Genomic DNA, 15,272 nt, shown 5'->3' with positions numbered 1-15,272 from the left:
CTGTCCTCAGGGCGCGCCGGGTGCGCGTGGCGCGGGGCCACCCGGGCGTCGTGGCAGGATTGACCGGTGCCGACCACTGCTCCGACCGCCACCCGCCAGAGCGACCTCGTCCGCGCTGCGCGCCGCGAGTCGGTCACCCGGACGCCGGTGTGGTTCATGCGCCAGGCCGGTCGATCGCTCCCCGAGTACCGCGCCGTGCGCGAGGGCATCCCGATGCTCGAGTCGTGCATGCAGCCCGACCTCGTCACGGAGATCACGCTGCAACCGGTGCGTCGTCACGGCGTCGACGCGGCCATCTTCTTCAGTGACATCGTCGTGCCGCTCAAGGCGATCGGCGTCGACCTCGACATCGTGCCGGGTGTCGGTCCCGTCGTGGCCCGGCCGATCCGGACCGCGGCCGATCTCGACCAGCTCGTCCCGCTGACTCCGGAGCACGTCCCCTTCGTCACCGAGGCGGTGGGCCAGCTGGTCCGCGAGCTCGGCGACATCCCGCTCATCGGATTCGCCGGGGCGCCCTTCACGCTCGCCTCCTACCTCGTCGAGGGCGGGCCCTCGAAGAACCACGAGAAGACCAAGGCGCTCATGCACGGCGACCCGGACCTGTGGGACGCCCTGTGTGCCCGACTCGCCCAGATCTCAGGCGAGTTCCTGCGTGTGCAGGCACTGGCCGGTGCCAGCGCCGTGCAGCTGTTCGACTCCTGGGCCGGTGCGCTGTCGCGCGCGGACTACGCCGCCCGCGCGTTGCCGCACTCCGCGGTCGCGCTGGGCATGGTCGAGGACCTCGACGTGCCCCGCATCCACTTCGGGGTGGGCACGGGCGAGCTGCTGGCTCTCATGGGGGCGGCTGGGGCCGAGGTGGTCGGGGTCGACTACCGCGTGTCGCTGACCGACGCCGTCGACCGGCTCGGGCCGACGTATGCCGTGCAGGGCAACCTCGACCCAGCCCTGCTGTTCGCGCCGTGGGACGCCCTCGAACGGCGAGTGAGGGAGATCGTCGAGGAAGGGCGCCGCGCGCCCGGCCACATCTTCAACCTCGGTCACGGCGTGCTGCCGAACGTCGACCCCGACGTGCTCACCCGGGTGACCGCGCTCGTCCACGAGTGCTCGAGCCGCCGATGACGACGGCGGCTCCCTCGGTCGCTCGCTCCAGTCTCACCATGCTCGGTGGGTCGGTGGCGTCGCGCGTCCTCGGGGTGGTGCGCAACGGTCTCATCACCGCGATCATCGGTGCGCAGCTGGCCGGCGACGCCTTCTCCCTGGCCAACACCCTCCCCAACGTCCTCTACGTCCTCGCCGCTGGCGGCATCCTCAACGCGGTGCTCATCCCGTCGCTCGCGCGCGCCATGAAGCTCGAGGACGGCGGCCAGGAGTTCACCGACCGCGTCATCACGGTCGCCCTGGCCGGGATGGCTCTCATCACCGTCGTCGTCATGGCCGGGGCCGGCGGCTTCGTGTGGCTGCTCGCGCGCAGCTCCTCGCCCCAGTTCAAGGACCTCGCGCTGGCGTTCTCGCTCATCTGCCTCCCGCAGATCTTCTTCTACGGTCTCTTCGCCCTGCTCGGGCAGGTCCTCAACGCGCGGGGGCAGTTCGGCGCGTTCGCGTGGGCGCCCTTCATCGCCAACGTCGTCGCGGTCGCCGGCCTCGTCCTCTTCCTCGTCGTCTTCGGTCAGCCGCACCGCGTCGGTCCGAACGGGCAGCAGCAGCCCCGCGACCCCTCCGAGTGGACCGGACCGATGATCTGGCTCTTCGCAGGCTCGGCGACGCTCTCCGTCGTGGTCCAGGCGCTCTCGCTCGTGCCGGCCCTGCGGCGCACCGGGTTCCACTACCGGCCGCGCTGGGGCCTGCGAGGAGTCGGGCTCGGTGGAGTGAGCCGGCTCGCCCTCTGGGCCTTCTCCGGCCTGGCCGTCTCACAGATCGGCTTCTTCATCAGCCAGGGCGTCCTCAACAACGCCACCGCGCAGGCCAGCGTGCTCGGGTTGAAGAGCGCTGCACGTGGACCCATGGCCTACAGCATCGCGTTCACGCTCTTCATGCTGCCGCACGCCTTCATCACGGTCTCGATCATGACGGCGCTCTTCCCGCGCTTCTCGGCGGCAGCCGCTGCCGGCGATCGGGAGGGCCTTCGACGTGACTTCCGCTCCGGTCTGGCGATGCCGCTGGTGGCGAACGTGCCGATCATGGTGGCGGTCATCGTGCTCGCCAACCCGATCGTGGCGCTGCTCAACCCGGGAATCGACGCCCGGTCCGTCGAGGTGTCGGCCAGCGTCCTCATCATCATGATCCTCGGGCTCGTCCCGTTCGGTCTCGACCTGCTCTGCTACCGCATGTTCTTCGCGCTCGAGGACGGCAAGCCGACCGTCGTCATGCAGGCCCTGCTCACCGCCATCAGCGCTCTCGCCGGTGTCGTGACGTTCTTCGTCAACCCGGTGTGGGCCATCGGCATCATGGCGATGGGTCAGACCGTGGGCAACGTGGTCAGCTCAGGGGTGGGCCTCGTCCTGCTGCGCCGGCGCACCGGACCCCTCGGCCTCATGGGCGGGCTGGTCACGGCGTCGCGCGTCGGGGTTGCTGCCGCCGTCGCCGGTGTCGTCGCCTGGGGGGTGACGTTGGTGCTCCATCCGATCACCGGCGCCGCCGTCGAGAGCTCGCCCTCCGCGATCAAGCGGATGTTCGCCAGCGCGGTGGAGATCGGTCTCGTCGGCCTCGTCTTCGGTGTCATCTACGTCGGCATCGCCCACGCCCTGCACGTGCGCGAGGTCCGCCAGGTCGGGGACATGCTCCGCCGGCGGTTCGGTCGCTGACCGAACCGCCGACGAAACGGCCGACGAACCGCTGACGAACCGCTGACGAACCGCTGACCGCGTCGGCACTCAGTCGCCGGAGGGGGAGGCGCCGGGACCGGCGGGTGAGGACGCGCTGACTGTCTCCGCAGCAGGTGGGGGCGGCGGGAGGGCCACAGGGTCACCTGCGCTGTGGGAGGTCGCGGACGGCATACCTGCGCTTCGGCGGCGCCAGACCCGCAGGCCCAGCAACGTGAGCGGCACGAGCAGGACGAGCCACGGCACGAGCGCGGCGAGCCCGGTGAGGATGACCGTGACGGAGCCGAGGAGGCTGTCCCACGCGGTGCGCAGGCCACCCGTGATCCCGCCCTCGGTCGGCACCGGCGTGGTCGCGTCGGTCCACAGCGTGACGGTGACGTCGCTCGTCGTCGTCACGGCGTCGAGCTTGGCGAGGCGCTGCTCGAGCGAGTCCAGGTCGGCCTGGCGCCGGCTCAGCTCGCTCTCGAGCGTGATGACCTGCTGGAGGTCCGTGGTCTTGGCGAGCAGGGCACGAACGCGGTCGATGCCGTCGCGCATCGGCTGGATGCGGGCCTTGGTGTCGATGTAGCTGTCGGTGACGTCCTGCGACTGCGACGAGCGGTAGCTCACGGACCCGATCTTCGACAGCTGGGTCAGCACGTCGTCGAGCGCCTTCGCCGGGACGCTGAGCACCATGCGTGCCTCGTCCACGCCGACGTCCCGGACCGACGTGCCGGACCCGAGCCGCGGGTCGACGCCACCTGGTCCCGTGGGCCCGCCGGTCGGGTCCGCTGCAGTGACGACGTTCTCGGACGTCACCTGACCGCCTGCATCGGTGGCGATGACACGGGCCCGGGCCGCTGACCCCGTGAGGTCGCCGACCTTGATGCCGAGCCAGGCGGACCGCGCGATCTTCGAGTCGACGACCGTGCCCGTCCCCGTCAGACCGTTTCCCGAAGCGGCGGGGTCGGCGGCTGGTGCCTTGGCGCCAGAGGCGTCGGCCGGGACGTCCGCTCCCGACACCCCTCCCTCGGCGACGGCACTGCGGCCGGATTCCCCGACAGAGGACCCTGCCGAAGGAGTGGAGGACGTGGAGCCGTGAAGAGCCCTGAGGCCCAACGCGATCGACAGGACGAGCACGGCAACGGCCAGGGCGAGCGCAGCGAGAGCCCTGCGCCGAGGCCCGGATGTCAGGCGCGTCAGGCGCGGCAGGTGTGGCGTCGCAGTCATGGCATACCTTCCGACGGGTCGTCCGCTGTGGCCGGTGAGCTGTGCAGACCGCTGTACAGCTCACCGGGAGCCGCAGGCGTGGCGACGTGCTTGTCATGAAGGACACGCCGGGGGCGCAGAACGTTGCGGCCCCGACGCCCCGGTGGTCAGGCCGGTCATCCTGCGCGCGAACCGGATGAAAGAGTGGCGGCATGAGCAGGACGGTCGCGGTCATCGGTGGTGGGATCAGTGGGCTGGCGGCAGCCTGGGAGCTCAGCCACAGCGGCGCCGACGTCTCCGTCACGGTGATCGAGGGCTCCGACCGCCTCGGTGGGAAGCTGCGACTCGAGGACGTCGGGGGCGTCCGCATCGACGTCGGCGCCGAGTCGGTCCTGGCCCGCCGGCCGGAGGCGCTGGCACTCTTCGGGCAGCTCGGGCTCGACGACGTCACCACCCACCCCGGCTCCGCCGGCGCGGCGATCTTCTCTCGGGGACGACTCTGGCCGATGCCGCGCGGCACCGTCATGGGTGTGCCCTCCGACCCCGAGTCGGTGCGCGGGCTCCTCACGGACGAGGAGGTGAACCGCCTCGCTCGTGAGGCCGTCGGTGGCCCTGTCGTCGGCGACATCTCGGTGGGCGACCTCGTCGACGCCCGGCTCGGCGCTGCCGTCACCGACCGGCTCGTCGAACCCCTCCTGGCCGGCGTCTACGCCGGGCACGCCCGGGAGCTCTCCGCCGAGCAGGCGGTGCCAGCGCTGGCGGTGGCAGCCCACGAGGGAAGGCCGCTGCTCGACGTGGCCCGGGCCGCGGCAGACGCCTCGGCCAACGGTTCCCTCGCGGGTCGCCCGGTCTTCGCCTCGCTCGTCGGCGGCCTCGGGACGCTGCCCGAGATCCTGCAGCGCGTGCTCGTCAGCGCCGGTGTGCAGGTGCGCACCGGGGCGCTCGCACGCGGGCTGCGTCGCGACGGTGGGGGGTGGGTGGTGTCGACGGGACCCACGGCCGAGGTCGTCGACGAACGGTTCGACGCCGTCGTCGTCGCTGTCCCCGCCGCGCCGACCTCACGCCTGCTGCGTCACGTCGCCCCCGCCGCCGCCGAAGCCCTCTCGACGGTCGAGTACGCATCCATGGCGATCGTGACGTTCGCGCTCGAGGGGTCCGCGCCGACCGTCCTCGACGGCAGCGGCTTCCTCGTCCCGCCCACGGAGCCGCTGACGATCAAGGCGTCGACCTTCAGCTCGGTCAAGTGGCCGTGGCTCGCTGCCGCCCACCCGGACCGCACCTTCCTGCGTGCCTCGGTCGGCCGGCACCGTGAGGAGGCGACCCTGCACCGGTCCGACGACGAGCTCGTCGCCGTGGCGCTGGCCGACCTGCGGGCCGTCCTCGGGCCCGAGGTGCCCACTCCCGTCGCCACCCACGTGCAGCGTTGGGGCGGGGCACTGCCGCAGTATGCCGTGGGCCACCGCTCACGCCTGGCGCCCGCCCGCGCGCTGCCCTCGGGGCTCGCGCTGTGCGGGGCTGCCTACGACGGCGTCGGGATCCCGGCCTGCATCGCGTCCGGGCGGGCGGCGGCGCGGGCGGTCCTGACCCCCTGAAGGGACCGCGAGGACTGCGGGGGATGATGGACCCATGAGCGAGCGCCTGACCCCGTCCCAGATGCGAGAGATCAACGACACCATCCGCTACTGCATGTGGTCGGTGTTCAGCACCGTCACGCCGCTCGGCGACGACCGGGCGAAGGTCACGGCAGAGCTCGAGGCGTTCCTGGCCGACATCAGCGGCGAGGGCGTCGTCGTGCGCGGCATCTACGACGTCGCGGGTCTGCGCGGAGACGCCGACTTCATGATCTGGTGGCACGCCGAGACGATCGAGCAGCTCCAGTCCGCCTACCACCGTCTCCTGCGCACCGAGCTCGGCCAGCACCTCGAGCCGGTCTGGAGCAGCGCAGCCCTGCACCGCCCGGCCGAGTTCAACAAGAGCCACATCCCGGCGTTCATGGCCGACGAGGTCGCCCGCAAGTACATCTGCGTCTACCCGTTCGTCCGCTCCTACGAGTGGTACCTCCTCGAGGACGGTGAGCGTCGCGACCTGCTCCGTGAGCACGGTCAGATGGCGCGGGACTTCCCGGACGTGCGCGCCAACACCATCGCGTCGTTCGCGCTGGGCGACTACGAGTGGCTGCTGGCCTTCGAGGCCGACGAGCTCCACCGCATCGTCGACCTCATGCGCGAGCTGCGCGCGTCACGCGCCCGGATGCATGTGCGCGAGGAGATCCCCTTCTTCACCGGACCCCGGGTCGAGCCGGCCGAGCTCGTCGCCAACCTGCGCTGACGGCCGCCGCCCAGCGACCTCGGGCCGTCAGTCGTCGATGGCCCGGGCGAGGATCGCGATGATCGGGATGAGCAGGAACACCAGCCACGAGTCGGTGCGGAAGAACGCGACGAGCGCAATGAACGGCGACAGGCTCACGAGGATTCGTGCGACTTTGCTCCTCGTGCTGGACCGAGCGGTCGCGGGGCGGGCGGCGTTTCTGCCCGCGCCCTTCCCGGTCGCGCCCTCGAGCCGGGGCCGGGGCTCGGGCAGGTCGGTGAAGAGCGAGGTCAGGTCTCGTCGGACGATCGCGTCCGTGGCCCTGCCTCGCCGGTCTTCGTAGTCGTTGGCGTCGAGGCGTCCGGCCGCGTGGTGCTCGGCCAGGGCTGCCAGGGCCTCCTCGCGTTCGGCACTGCTGACGCGGATGTCGCCGTCGTCGTGCATAGGACGAATCTAGGCGAGGAGGCCCGGCCGTGGCACGGGGTGTGGCCGCTCAGGCCTCGCGACCCGGCTCGTCGTCGGGCTGGAGCCGCAGAGAGATCGAGTTGATGCAGTAGCGCTGGTCCGTCGGGGTGTCATAGCCCTCGCCCTCGAAGACGTGGCCCAGGTGCGATCCGCAGTTGGCGCAGCGCACCTCGACGCGCTTCATCCCGAACTTCCGGTCCTCGATGTACTCGACGGTGTCGCCGGCCAGGGGGGAGTAGAACGACGGCCACCCGCAGTGCGACTCGAACTTCGTGTCGCTGCGGAAGAGCTCGGTGCCGCAGGCGCGGCAGGAGTAGACGCCCTGGGTCTTGGTGTCGGTGTACTCGCCGCGGCAGGCCGGCTCGGTGCCGGCCTGTCGCAGCACCTTGTACTCGGCGGGCGTCAGGGCGGCGCGCCACTCCTCGTCGGTGCGCTGGACGGCATACGGCTTGTCGGAGGTGTTGTGGTGGCTCATGCCCTGACCAACGCCACGCCGCCCGGGTTTGTGCCCCGAGGCCGGCCACGGCGGCCTGACGAGGTCGGGAGGGGCGCGGCACGCCCGTCGCCCTGCCGTGCCGGGGCGCCGTCCTTTGCGACGATGAGGGCGTGCAGCTGCGCCGTCTCGTCTCGCGCCCGGTGCTCGTGGCGGCGGCCGCGGGCACCGGTTCCGTGCTGGGCGCGGCCGGCGGCTCGGTCGCTGCGGCGGCGTACTTCGCCCGGAAGGTGATCACGCCGGACGAGCTGCAGCCCGACGACGTCGAGATCGTGCGCCACGACGCCGAGAGCGTCACCTTCGCCCCGACCCCTGACACCATCCTTCCCGGCCGCTTCGGCGTGTGGCTCGACGGGGGAGCGGGCCACGCCCGGGTGGGGGAGATCCTCGGCACGGACGCCACGTCGGTCAGCCGCCGGCTCGTGGCCGTCGACCGCGGACGGATCGAGCGGGGCCCGGCCCGTTGGAACCAGTACTACTACTGGGACCGCCCCTCCGTCAGCCTCGGCCTGCCGGACGAGGACGTCAGCATCCTCTCCGACGTCGGGCCGCTGCCCGGCTGGCTGGTGCGCCCAGGGACCGGGACTGCCGGGAACGACTGGGCCATCCTGGTGCACGGCCGGGGTGCGCGCAGGGAGGAGACGCTCCGTGCCGTCCCGGTGCTGCGCGATGCGGGCTGGACGAGTCTCGTCACCGCCTACCGCAACGACCGCGACGCCCCGCGAGGACCGGACGGGCGCTACAACCTCGGCCTCTCCGAGTGGCGCGACGTCGAGGCCGCCATGGGTTATGCCGTGTCCCATGGCGCCCGGCGCATCCTCCTGTTCGGCTGGTCGATGGGTGGCGCCATCGTGCTCCAGGCGCTCGACCGATCGCCGCTGTCCGACTACGTCGTCGGGGTGGCCCTGGACTCGCCGGTCATCGACTGGGGCGTCGTGCTGCGCCACCACGGGCGACTGCACAAGGTGCCCGGCCCGCTGGTGCGCGTGGCGACCGACCTGATGGGCTCGTCTCGGAGTCGGCGCCTCGTCGGGGTGCGTGAGCCGATCGACGTCGCGCGCACAGACTGGGTGGCCCGGGCGGACGAGCTGCGCCATCCGATGCTCCTCGTCGCCTCGGACGGCGACGACTTCGTGCCGATCGGCCCGGCGGTGGCGCTCGCGGGCCGAAGACCCGACCTGGTCCGCTTCGAGCGCTGGGAGACGGCGGGGCACTGCCGGGAGTGGAACCACGACCCGCAGCGCTGGGAGGGCGCGCTGCGCGAGTTCGTCGAAAGCCGCTGACCTACCGACCCGCTGACCCAGTGGCCGGTCAGGCCGGCGGGTCAGCGGCGGACGGACCAGCGACCCATCAGGGTGCCGTCCTGCTCGACGAGCAGTTCGAGGTCGAGGTCCGCGGGTGTTCCGTTCGGTCCGACCGGACGGGGATGCTGGCCACCGACGACCTGGGGACTGATCGTGAAGCAGAGCTCGTCGAGCTGTCCGGCGGCGAGGAAGGCGCCGAGCAGGCTCGGGCCGCCCTCGGTGAGGATCTGCGTCCAGCCGCGGCCGTGCAGGGCTGCGACGAGCGCCTCCACGTCGAGCTCGTCGTCACCGCAGACGAGGACGTTCTCCTCGCCCAGGTCACGGCGTGCGCCTGCGAGCCCGGGAGCTGCAGCCGGGAGCGCGAGGAGAACCCGACCGTCGCGGCATCCGCTCAGAGTCGGCGGCACGTCCCCGCGCTGGCTGACCGCGACGAGCGGCAGCGCGGCTGGGAGCCCGTGCCCAAGCCGGAGGCCCGAGAGTGAATCACTCACGGAGAGTGGCGAATAGCCTTCGGTACGGATCGTGCCCGCGCCCACCACAACGACGTGGCTCAAGGCGCGCAGGACCTCGAACACCATGTGGTCGGCGTCGTTGTTGATCGACCCCGAGCGTCCGTCGGCGCCGGTCGCGGCCCCGTCGAGGGACGTGACCATGTTGCAGCGCACCCACGGGTCACGCGGCGCGGCATACGCGGCGAAGAGGCCTGCCGTGTCGAGGTCTGTCAGGGCGGGCAGGCCGGACCGGCCCGGAACGAGCAGGAGCATGCGGCCAGTATCAGTGACGGCAGGGCAGACCCGCACGATCCGTCGCCCTCTATCCCGTCGCGTCGGGCGCCGTTCGGGCAGGATGACGCCATGGGCAAGGGCGCGAAGGGCAAGCACGGCAAGTCCGACAAGAAGCTGGACAAGAAGGCGCGGAAGGCCTCGCGGAAGGCCTCGAGCAAGGCAGCGGCCAAGGAGGTCGAGCAGCAGGCGCGCCAGGACGAGGCGATCGCGGAGCACGAGGCCGAGGCGGTCCAGGAGATCAAGGACATCGCCAACACCCTCCGTGTGGGCAAGGGCTTCGTCCTCGCGGACGTGGACACCTCGGCGACTCCCGGCTTCACGGGCGACAAGATCGCCGGCAAGGCGGCGCTGAAGGCGTGCGAGGCCGAGCTGTCCGACCTGCTGGAGCGGCTGTTCGCCGAGTCCACCGTCGGCTCCAAGCGGTCGGTCCTGCTCGTCGTGCAGGGCATGGACACCTCGGGCAAGGGCGGGATCATGCGTCACGTCATCTCGGTCAACCCCCAGGGCGTCAAGGCGACCGCGTTCAAGGCGCCGACGAAGGAGGAGCTCGCCCACGACTTCCTCTGGCGCATCGAGAAGGCCCTGCCCGAGCCCGGCGAGCTGGGCGTCTTCGACCGCTCGCACTACGAGGATGTGCTCGTGGTCCGCGTGCACGAGCTCGTGCCCGAGGCGGTGTGGTCCAAGCGCTTCGCCCAGATCAACGCCTTCGAGCGCAAGGCGATCGCCGCGGGCACGACTGTCATCAAGGTGATGACGCACATCTCCAGGGACGAGCAGCGAACGCGCCTGATGGAGCGTCTCGACCGGCCGGACAAGTACTACAAGTACAACCCGGGTGACGTCGACGAGCGGAGTCACTGGGGCTCGTACATGGAGGCGTACCAGACGGTCCTCGACAAGACGTCGACGGTGGGGGCGCCCTGGCACGTCGTGCCTGCCGATCGCAAGTGGTACGCCCGGCTCGCCGTGCAGCAGCTGCTGCTCGAGGGGCTGCGGGGCATGAACCTCCAGTGGCCGCAGGCGGACTTCGACGTCGAGGCCGAGAAGAAGCGACTCTCGGCCAGTTGACACGCGCCGTCGCCGAGCCTCCACACCACGAGGGCGTTTGCCGCCCAGAGCGATTCGTGGGAAGGCTTGCGCCGTCAGCCGGCTCGGTCGATGACGGCTGAGGCGACACCGGCCAGGTCGACGTCGAGCGACCCGAAGGTGTGTCCCCGTCGCCCGGCGATCCGGCTCGCGACGAACGCATCGGCGACCGGCGCGGGGGAGTGCTGGACGAGCAGGCTCGCCTGGAGAGCGAGGGCCAGCTGCTCGACGACGACGCGTGCGCCGAACGCGGCGTCCGCTGACGTAGGGTCGAGCGAACGTGCTTGTGCCAGAGCGGCATCGGTGTGCGCGTCGAGCTCGACACTCCGCCCGCGCACCTCGTGCAGCTCCTTCGTCAGCGCTTCGAGGCTCGCCGGCTCTCGTGTCACGGCGCGCATGACGTCGAGGGCGTTGACGTTGCCGGAACCCTCCCAGATGGAGTTGAGGGGTGCCTCGCGGTAGAGCCGGGCGAGACCGTTCTCCTCGACGTAGCCGTTCCCGCCGAGGCACTCGAGAGCCTCTGCCACGAGCGGGGCCGTGCGCTTGCACACCCAGAACTTGCCGAGCGCCACACCGAGCCGGGCGAACTCGGTCTCGCCGACGTCGACGGCGTGCGCCAGCCGGAGGCCGAGCACGGTCGCCGCCTCGGCCTCGAGCGCGAGGTCGGCGAGCACGTTGCGCATGAGGGGCTGGTCGACGAGCAGGGACCCGAAGGCGGTGCGGTGCCGCGCGTGGTGCACGGCGCGCGAGACGGCATCGCGCATCGTCGCAGTCGAGCCGAGGATGCAGTCGAGGCGGGTGGCCTGCACCATGTCGATGATGGTGCGCACGCCCCGGCCCTCGTCACCGATGCGGCTGCCCCAGGTACCGTCGAGCTCCACCTCGCTCGAGGCGTTCGAGTGGTTGCCAAGCTTGTCCTTGAGCCGCTGAAGAGCGAAGGCGTTGCGTGTGCTGTCGTCGAGGGCACGAGGCACGACGAAGCAGGTGAGTCCGCCGGGCGCCTGGGCCAGCACGAGGAAGACGTCGCTCATCGGCGCCGAGCAGAACCACTTGTGGCCGGTCAGGCGGTAGGTCTCGCCGAGCAGCGGGCCCCCCGGGGTCGGGACGGCACGGGTCGTGTTGGCGCGCACGTCCGAGCCGCCCTGCTTCTCGGTCATGCCCATGCCCGCGACGGCCCCGGCCTTCAGCGGGACGGGCCGGATGCCGAAGTCGTAGCTCCGGCTCGCCAGGGCGGGGAGCCAGCGGGCACCCACCGTGGCGTCGTGTCGCAGAGCCGAGCCCGCGGCATACGTCATCGAGACGGGGCAGCCGTGTCCCGCCTCGACGCGCGACCAGAGGACGAAACCGGCGGCACGCCGCACGTGTGCGCCAGAGCTGGGGGCCGACGTCCACGGCTCGGCGGTGAGACCGGCACCGACTGCCTGGGTCATCAGCCAGTGCCACGACGGGTGGAACTCGACCTCGTCGACTCGGTTTCCGCGGGCGTCGTGAGTGCGCAGGACCGGCACGTGGGTGTCGGCGAGCCGCCCGTGCTCCTGCGCCTCCTCGGTGCCCGCCAGCCTCCCGAGCGGGGCGAGGTCGGCAAGCGCTGCGGGGCCGCCCCAGCGCTCCACGGACTCGCGCAACGCGACGTCGTCGGTGAGGAAGTCGCCGCCGACGAAGGGCGGGACCTGGTTGGTCACCTCGTGTGTGCTCACCCTGCCGAGACTAGGCGGGGGCCCGCGTGTGTGGCCGCCCCGACGCGTGTTGCCCCGATCACTGGTGATGGGCGGCGGATGACCCCGTTAGCCTCGGAGACGATGAGTGCACGGACGAGGACGCGGGCAGTGCTGGAGCGGGTGCCGTGGGGCGTGCCGCTCGCGAAGCTGACCCTGGAGACGATCCGGGTGTGCCTGCGCTACCGCGTCACCGGACTGGCCGCCGAGGGCGCGTTCTTCATGCTCCTCAGCCTGCCGCCGCTGGTCCTCGGCCTCTTCGGCGGGCTCGGCTTCGTCGGCGGATGGATCGGCCCCAACACGATCAACAGCATCGTCTCGGCGATCCAGGTGTATGCCTCGCGCTTCCTCACCCAGTCCAGCATCGACGAGCTGCTGCTGCCGACGATCGACGACGTGCTTCGCGACGGACGCGTCGACGTCATCTCGGTGGGGTTCATCCTGTCGCTGTGGTCGGGCTCGCGCGCGCTGAACGTGTTCGTCGACACGGTCTCGATCATGTACGGACAGAAGGACGCTCGCGGGATCGTTCACATGCGCGCCTTCAGCCTGCTGCTCTACACCCTCGGCATCCTCTCCGCCGTCGTCGTGCTGCCGCTGATGCTCCTCGGGCCGGGACTGCTGGCCTCGTGGCTGCCGGAGGCAGCGGCGACCGCCACCAGGGCGCTCTACTGGCCGACGCTGATCATCTTCAGCGTCGCGCTGCTCGCCTCGATGTACCACGTCTCCACGCCGCAGCGGAGTCCGTGGCGGCGCAACGTGCCCGGCGCCGTCCTCGCCATGGCCATCTGGATCGGCGCGTCGTATGTCGTGCGGATCTCGCTCGAGGCCTCGATGGGCGGCTCCTCGATCTACGGGCCGCTCAGCACGCCCATCGTCCTGCTCGTGTGGTTGTACGCGCTGGCCGTGGCCATCCTCATCGGCGCCGGCCTCAACGCGGCCGCGAACACCCTCTGGCCCGTCGCCCTGCACGAGGGCGCCGACGTCCGCCTCGTCAACTGGGCGATGGAAGGGGCCGGGGGACTCCTGACCCGTGCCGAAGGCGAGGCGGGGACGTCGGACACCGCTCCACCGGTGACGGACGACGACGGGCGGGGCCGTGACCAGCAGTTCGAGAGCGGCGAGCGCGGGCCGATCACGGCGGCGATCCAGCGGGGCGCCGGGCAGGGCGCGGCAGACGGCGCAGGGGACGGCACAGCAGCTGTGCAGGAGGCGTCGGATCGGGCCTCGAGGTCCTCGTGAGCGGGGGTGGCGGCCGGCGCTGAACGGGCGTCAGGACCGGTTTTGTATCTCGTGCATCGATCGGCTAATGTCTAGCAAGCACCGAGCGGGGAAGTTACACCGCTGGTGTTTCCGCGGACGTAGCTCAGTTGGTAGAGCGCAACCTTGCCAAGGTTGAGGTCGCCGGTTCGAGCCCGGTCGTCCGCTCGGAGGCAAAGATCCACTTGCCTTCCACGGTGGAGTGGCCGAGAGGCGAGGCAGCGGCCTGCAAAGCCGCGTACACGGGTTCAAATCCCGTCTCCACCTCGGTGAGACACCACGAAGTACCAAGCAGGACAGCAAGACCCACGGGCGATTGGCGCAGCGGTAGCGCGCTTCCTTGACACGGAAGAGGTCACTGGTTCAAACCCAGTATCGCCCACCAGCAGGAAACAGCCCCTGACCAGCGGAAACGCCGGTCAGGGGCTGCTTCGTTCGTGGGTCCGATCCGCTCCGAAGGGCTGCTGCTTGACTAACTGCTTGACCAAGGATCCGTCTTCGAGGCCCAGCCGGGGCGGTCAGAAGATCTGTCTGGCGGCCGGAAGAGTCGGTCCATCGCCTCGGTCCCTTGGGTCAGTACTGGGCGCAGCTGCTTGCGGTAGACGGACTCGGTCACGATCGTGCTGCGGTGCCCGACGAGGCGCGAGATGTCCTCCAACGGCACGCCGGCGTCTGACATGAGTGAGACGAAGCTGTGGCGCAGCTCCCGCGGCGTCCACACCTGGTCGTCGAGTCCGGCCCTGCTCATCACAGCGCGAAAGGATCGCCGCACATTGGCGGGGTCCAGCGGGAGGCCGCCGCCAGTGCAGAAGACGAGATCGTGCTCCTGCCACGCGTCCGTGATCTTGCTACGCCAGGCTTGCTGGGCATCGAGGTGGCGGCGGAGGGCGTCCACCGCCCCGCGGCACGGGATCGGCTCGCGTTTGCCGAACCGACCAGTCCAGCAACCATTCCGCCCGAGGCCGAGAACGCCGAGGCGATTGAACCTGTTGGTCATTGACCAAGCACCCCCTGCTGACATCTCGCTCGCCGGTCGTGGCACCCCCCGGCAGTAAACGGAGGGCCGGCTGTGCGGGCGCGGTGGGGTTCTCACCCCGCTTCGTGGATACGCCGAATCCAGCATCTGCTGCGGAGGCGAGGTGATCCTGAATCACGGCCTGCAAGAACTACTCCGAGGAGTTCCGCCAGCAGGCCGTCGACGTGTAGTTCGTTCCGGCGCGACGATGAGTGACGTCACCGATGACCTGCTTGCCGATGTGCGCCAGTGCTACTGCGCCGGATCACCATTCAGTCGACGCCACTCTGACTCCAGACGTGAACCCGACATTCATCAACTGCCCGGGCAGCGCTGCGCGATGGTGGTCGACAGCGCCGAGATTGCGGTGGCGACCCGGGTCAACGCCGCTGCGATTGCAGGCGTCTTCTGGGTGAGGTTGCTCGTCGTCAGCCCATTGGTCGCGGTCTCCAGGGAAGCGACTGCCGTCTGCACCTCCTTCACACTGGGCTGTAGATCACTCGAGGCCGATGATGTAGCGGCGTCGAGCTTCGTTTTCACATCGGCGAGGGCACTGGTCAGGGCATCGACCCCACCCTGCTGGATGTTCACGTTCTTGAGCGCCAGCAGGGAGCTCTTCAACGCCATGACGTCGGCGCATCCGGCGGACGACGTCGTCGTCGATTTGATGGTCGTCGACGGTGAGCTGCCGCAGCCGACGAGAACCCAGAGTAAGGCGGCAACGCAGACAAGCACCCCCAAGGGCATCCGAACTGAACGGACCGGCATGTGACGAGTCGCCTCCTTCGCGTGGCTGTTCGACCGACGGGTCAGGTGTGGTGGTGACTGATTGGGC

14 protein-coding genes and 3 tRNA genes are annotated in these 15,272 nt (G+C 70.5%); 10 read left to right on the top strand and 7 right to left on the bottom strand.

Annotated features, from left to right (window positions below; translation table 11 throughout):
• Positions 1-66 precede the first annotated feature (66 nt).
• A complete protein-coding gene (hemE, locus tag AB4030_RS05490; protein WP_442278189.1) occupies positions 67-1,119 on the top strand; it encodes a uroporphyrinogen decarboxylase in 1,053 nt (350 codons plus the stop codon).
• Positions 1,116-2,801, top strand: a complete 1,686-nt coding sequence (gene murJ / locus AB4030_RS05485; protein ID WP_442278188.1) for a murein biosynthesis integral membrane protein MurJ — start codon at positions 1,116-1,118, stop codon at positions 2,799-2,801. Before hemE ends, murJ begins: the two co-directional genes overlap by 4 nt.
• A 69-nt stretch (positions 2,802-2,870) precedes the next feature.
• Here the strand turns inward: murJ and AB4030_RS05480 are convergent, their stop codons facing one another.
• Positions 2,871-4,028: a DUF4349 domain-containing protein gene (locus AB4030_RS05480; protein WP_442278187.1), complete on the bottom strand. Its 1,158-nt coding sequence runs from the start codon at positions 4,026-4,028 to the stop codon at positions 2,871-2,873.
• A 191-nt stretch (positions 4,029-4,219) separates the two neighbouring features.
• On the opposite strand from AB4030_RS05480, the gene hemG reads away from it, so the two are divergent.
• Positions 4,220-5,599 (top strand): protoporphyrinogen oxidase, encoded by a 1,380-nt coding sequence (hemG, locus tag AB4030_RS05475; protein WP_442278186.1) that lies wholly within the window; start codon positions 4,220-4,222, stop codon positions 5,597-5,599.
• Positions 5,600-5,633: 34 nt separating this feature from the next.
• Complete coding sequence (gene hemQ, locus AB4030_RS05470) at positions 5,634-6,335, top strand: hydrogen peroxide-dependent heme synthase (RefSeq protein WP_442278185.1); 702 nt, start codon at positions 5,634-5,636, stop codon at positions 6,333-6,335.
• A 27-nt stretch (positions 6,336-6,362) separates the two neighbouring features.
• On the opposite strand, the gene AB4030_RS05465 is transcribed toward hemQ, so the two are convergent.
• Positions 6,363-6,758: a DUF1707 domain-containing protein gene (locus AB4030_RS05465; protein ID WP_442278184.1), complete on the bottom strand. Its 396-nt coding sequence runs from the start codon at positions 6,756-6,758 to the stop codon at positions 6,363-6,365.
• A gap of 49 nt (positions 6,759-6,807) precedes the next feature.
• On the bottom strand, positions 6,808-7,254 hold the full coding sequence (msrB, locus tag AB4030_RS05460; protein WP_442278183.1) for a peptide-methionine (R)-S-oxide reductase MsrB: 447 nt from the start codon (positions 7,252-7,254) through the stop codon (positions 6,808-6,810).
• Positions 7,255-7,385: 131 nt separating this feature from the next.
• On the opposite strand from msrB, the gene AB4030_RS05455 reads away from it, so the two are divergent.
• Positions 7,386-8,555 carry an alpha/beta hydrolase family protein gene (locus AB4030_RS05455; RefSeq protein WP_442278182.1) on the top strand — a complete coding sequence of 390 codons (1,170 nt, stop codon included), beginning with the start codon at positions 7,386-7,388 and terminating at the stop codon, positions 8,553-8,555.
• A 41-nt stretch (positions 8,556-8,596) separates the two neighbouring features.
• Here the strand turns inward: AB4030_RS05455 and AB4030_RS05450 are convergent, their stop codons facing one another.
• Positions 8,597-9,340, bottom strand: coding sequence for a dihydrofolate reductase family protein (locus AB4030_RS05450; RefSeq protein ID WP_442278181.1), 744 nt, complete (start codon positions 9,338-9,340; stop codon positions 8,597-8,599).
• A gap of 90 nt (positions 9,341-9,430) precedes the next feature.
• On the opposite strand from AB4030_RS05450, the gene AB4030_RS05445 reads away from it, so the two are divergent.
• Entirely contained in the window at positions 9,431-10,429 is a 999-nt protein-coding gene (locus AB4030_RS05445) for a polyphosphate kinase 2 family protein (RefSeq protein ID WP_442278180.1), read from the top strand.
• Positions 10,430-10,503: 74 nt separating this feature from the next.
• Here the strand turns inward: AB4030_RS05445 and AB4030_RS05440 are convergent, their stop codons facing one another.
• Positions 10,504-12,144 (bottom strand): acyl-CoA dehydrogenase family protein, encoded by a 1,641-nt coding sequence (locus tag AB4030_RS05440; protein WP_442278179.1) that lies wholly within the window; start codon positions 12,142-12,144, stop codon positions 10,504-10,506.
• Positions 12,145-12,246: 102 nt separating this feature from the next.
• Here AB4030_RS05440 and AB4030_RS05435 point away from each other — a divergent pair, with 102 nt between their 5' ends.
• The 4 genes from AB4030_RS05435 (at position 12,247) to AB4030_RS05420 (ending at position 13,807) form a co-directional block, all read left to right on the top strand.
• Positions 12,247-13,404 carry a YihY/virulence factor BrkB family protein gene (locus AB4030_RS05435; RefSeq protein WP_442278178.1) on the top strand — a complete coding sequence of 386 codons (1,158 nt, stop codon included), beginning with the start codon at positions 12,247-12,249 and terminating at the stop codon, positions 13,402-13,404.
• 113 nt (positions 13,405-13,517) lie between these two features.
• Positions 13,518-13,590: transfer RNA gene (locus AB4030_RS05430), tRNA-Gly, on the top strand.
• 28 nt (positions 13,591-13,618) lie between these two features.
• Positions 13,619-13,689: transfer RNA gene (locus AB4030_RS05425), tRNA-Cys, on the top strand.
• 43 nt (positions 13,690-13,732) lie between these two features.
• Positions 13,733-13,807: transfer RNA gene (locus AB4030_RS05420), tRNA-Val, on the top strand.
• Positions 13,808-13,894: 87 nt separating this feature from the next.
• Here AB4030_RS05420 and AB4030_RS05415 read toward each other — a convergent pair.
• Together AB4030_RS05415 and AB4030_RS05410 are read right to left on the bottom strand one after the other, a co-directional pair.
• A complete protein-coding gene (locus tag AB4030_RS05415) occupies positions 13,895-14,419 on the bottom strand; it encodes a site-specific integrase (protein WP_442278177.1) in 525 nt (174 codons plus the stop codon).
• A gap of 333 nt (positions 14,420-14,752) precedes the next feature.
• Positions 14,753-15,205 (bottom strand): hypothetical protein, encoded by a 453-nt coding sequence (locus AB4030_RS05410; RefSeq protein WP_442278176.1) that lies wholly within the window; start codon positions 15,203-15,205, stop codon positions 14,753-14,755.
• Between the last annotated feature and the right edge of the window lie 67 nt (positions 15,206-15,272).

Origin of the sequence: Terrabacter sp. 2YAF2, from assembly GCF_052114705.1 — a bacterium.
Classification (GTDB): domain Bacteria; phylum Actinomycetota; class Actinomycetes; order Actinomycetales; family Dermatophilaceae; genus Terrabacter.
The sequence above is the reverse complement of the archived record's forward strand: the minus strand, read 5'-3'. Positions and strand labels throughout refer to the sequence as shown.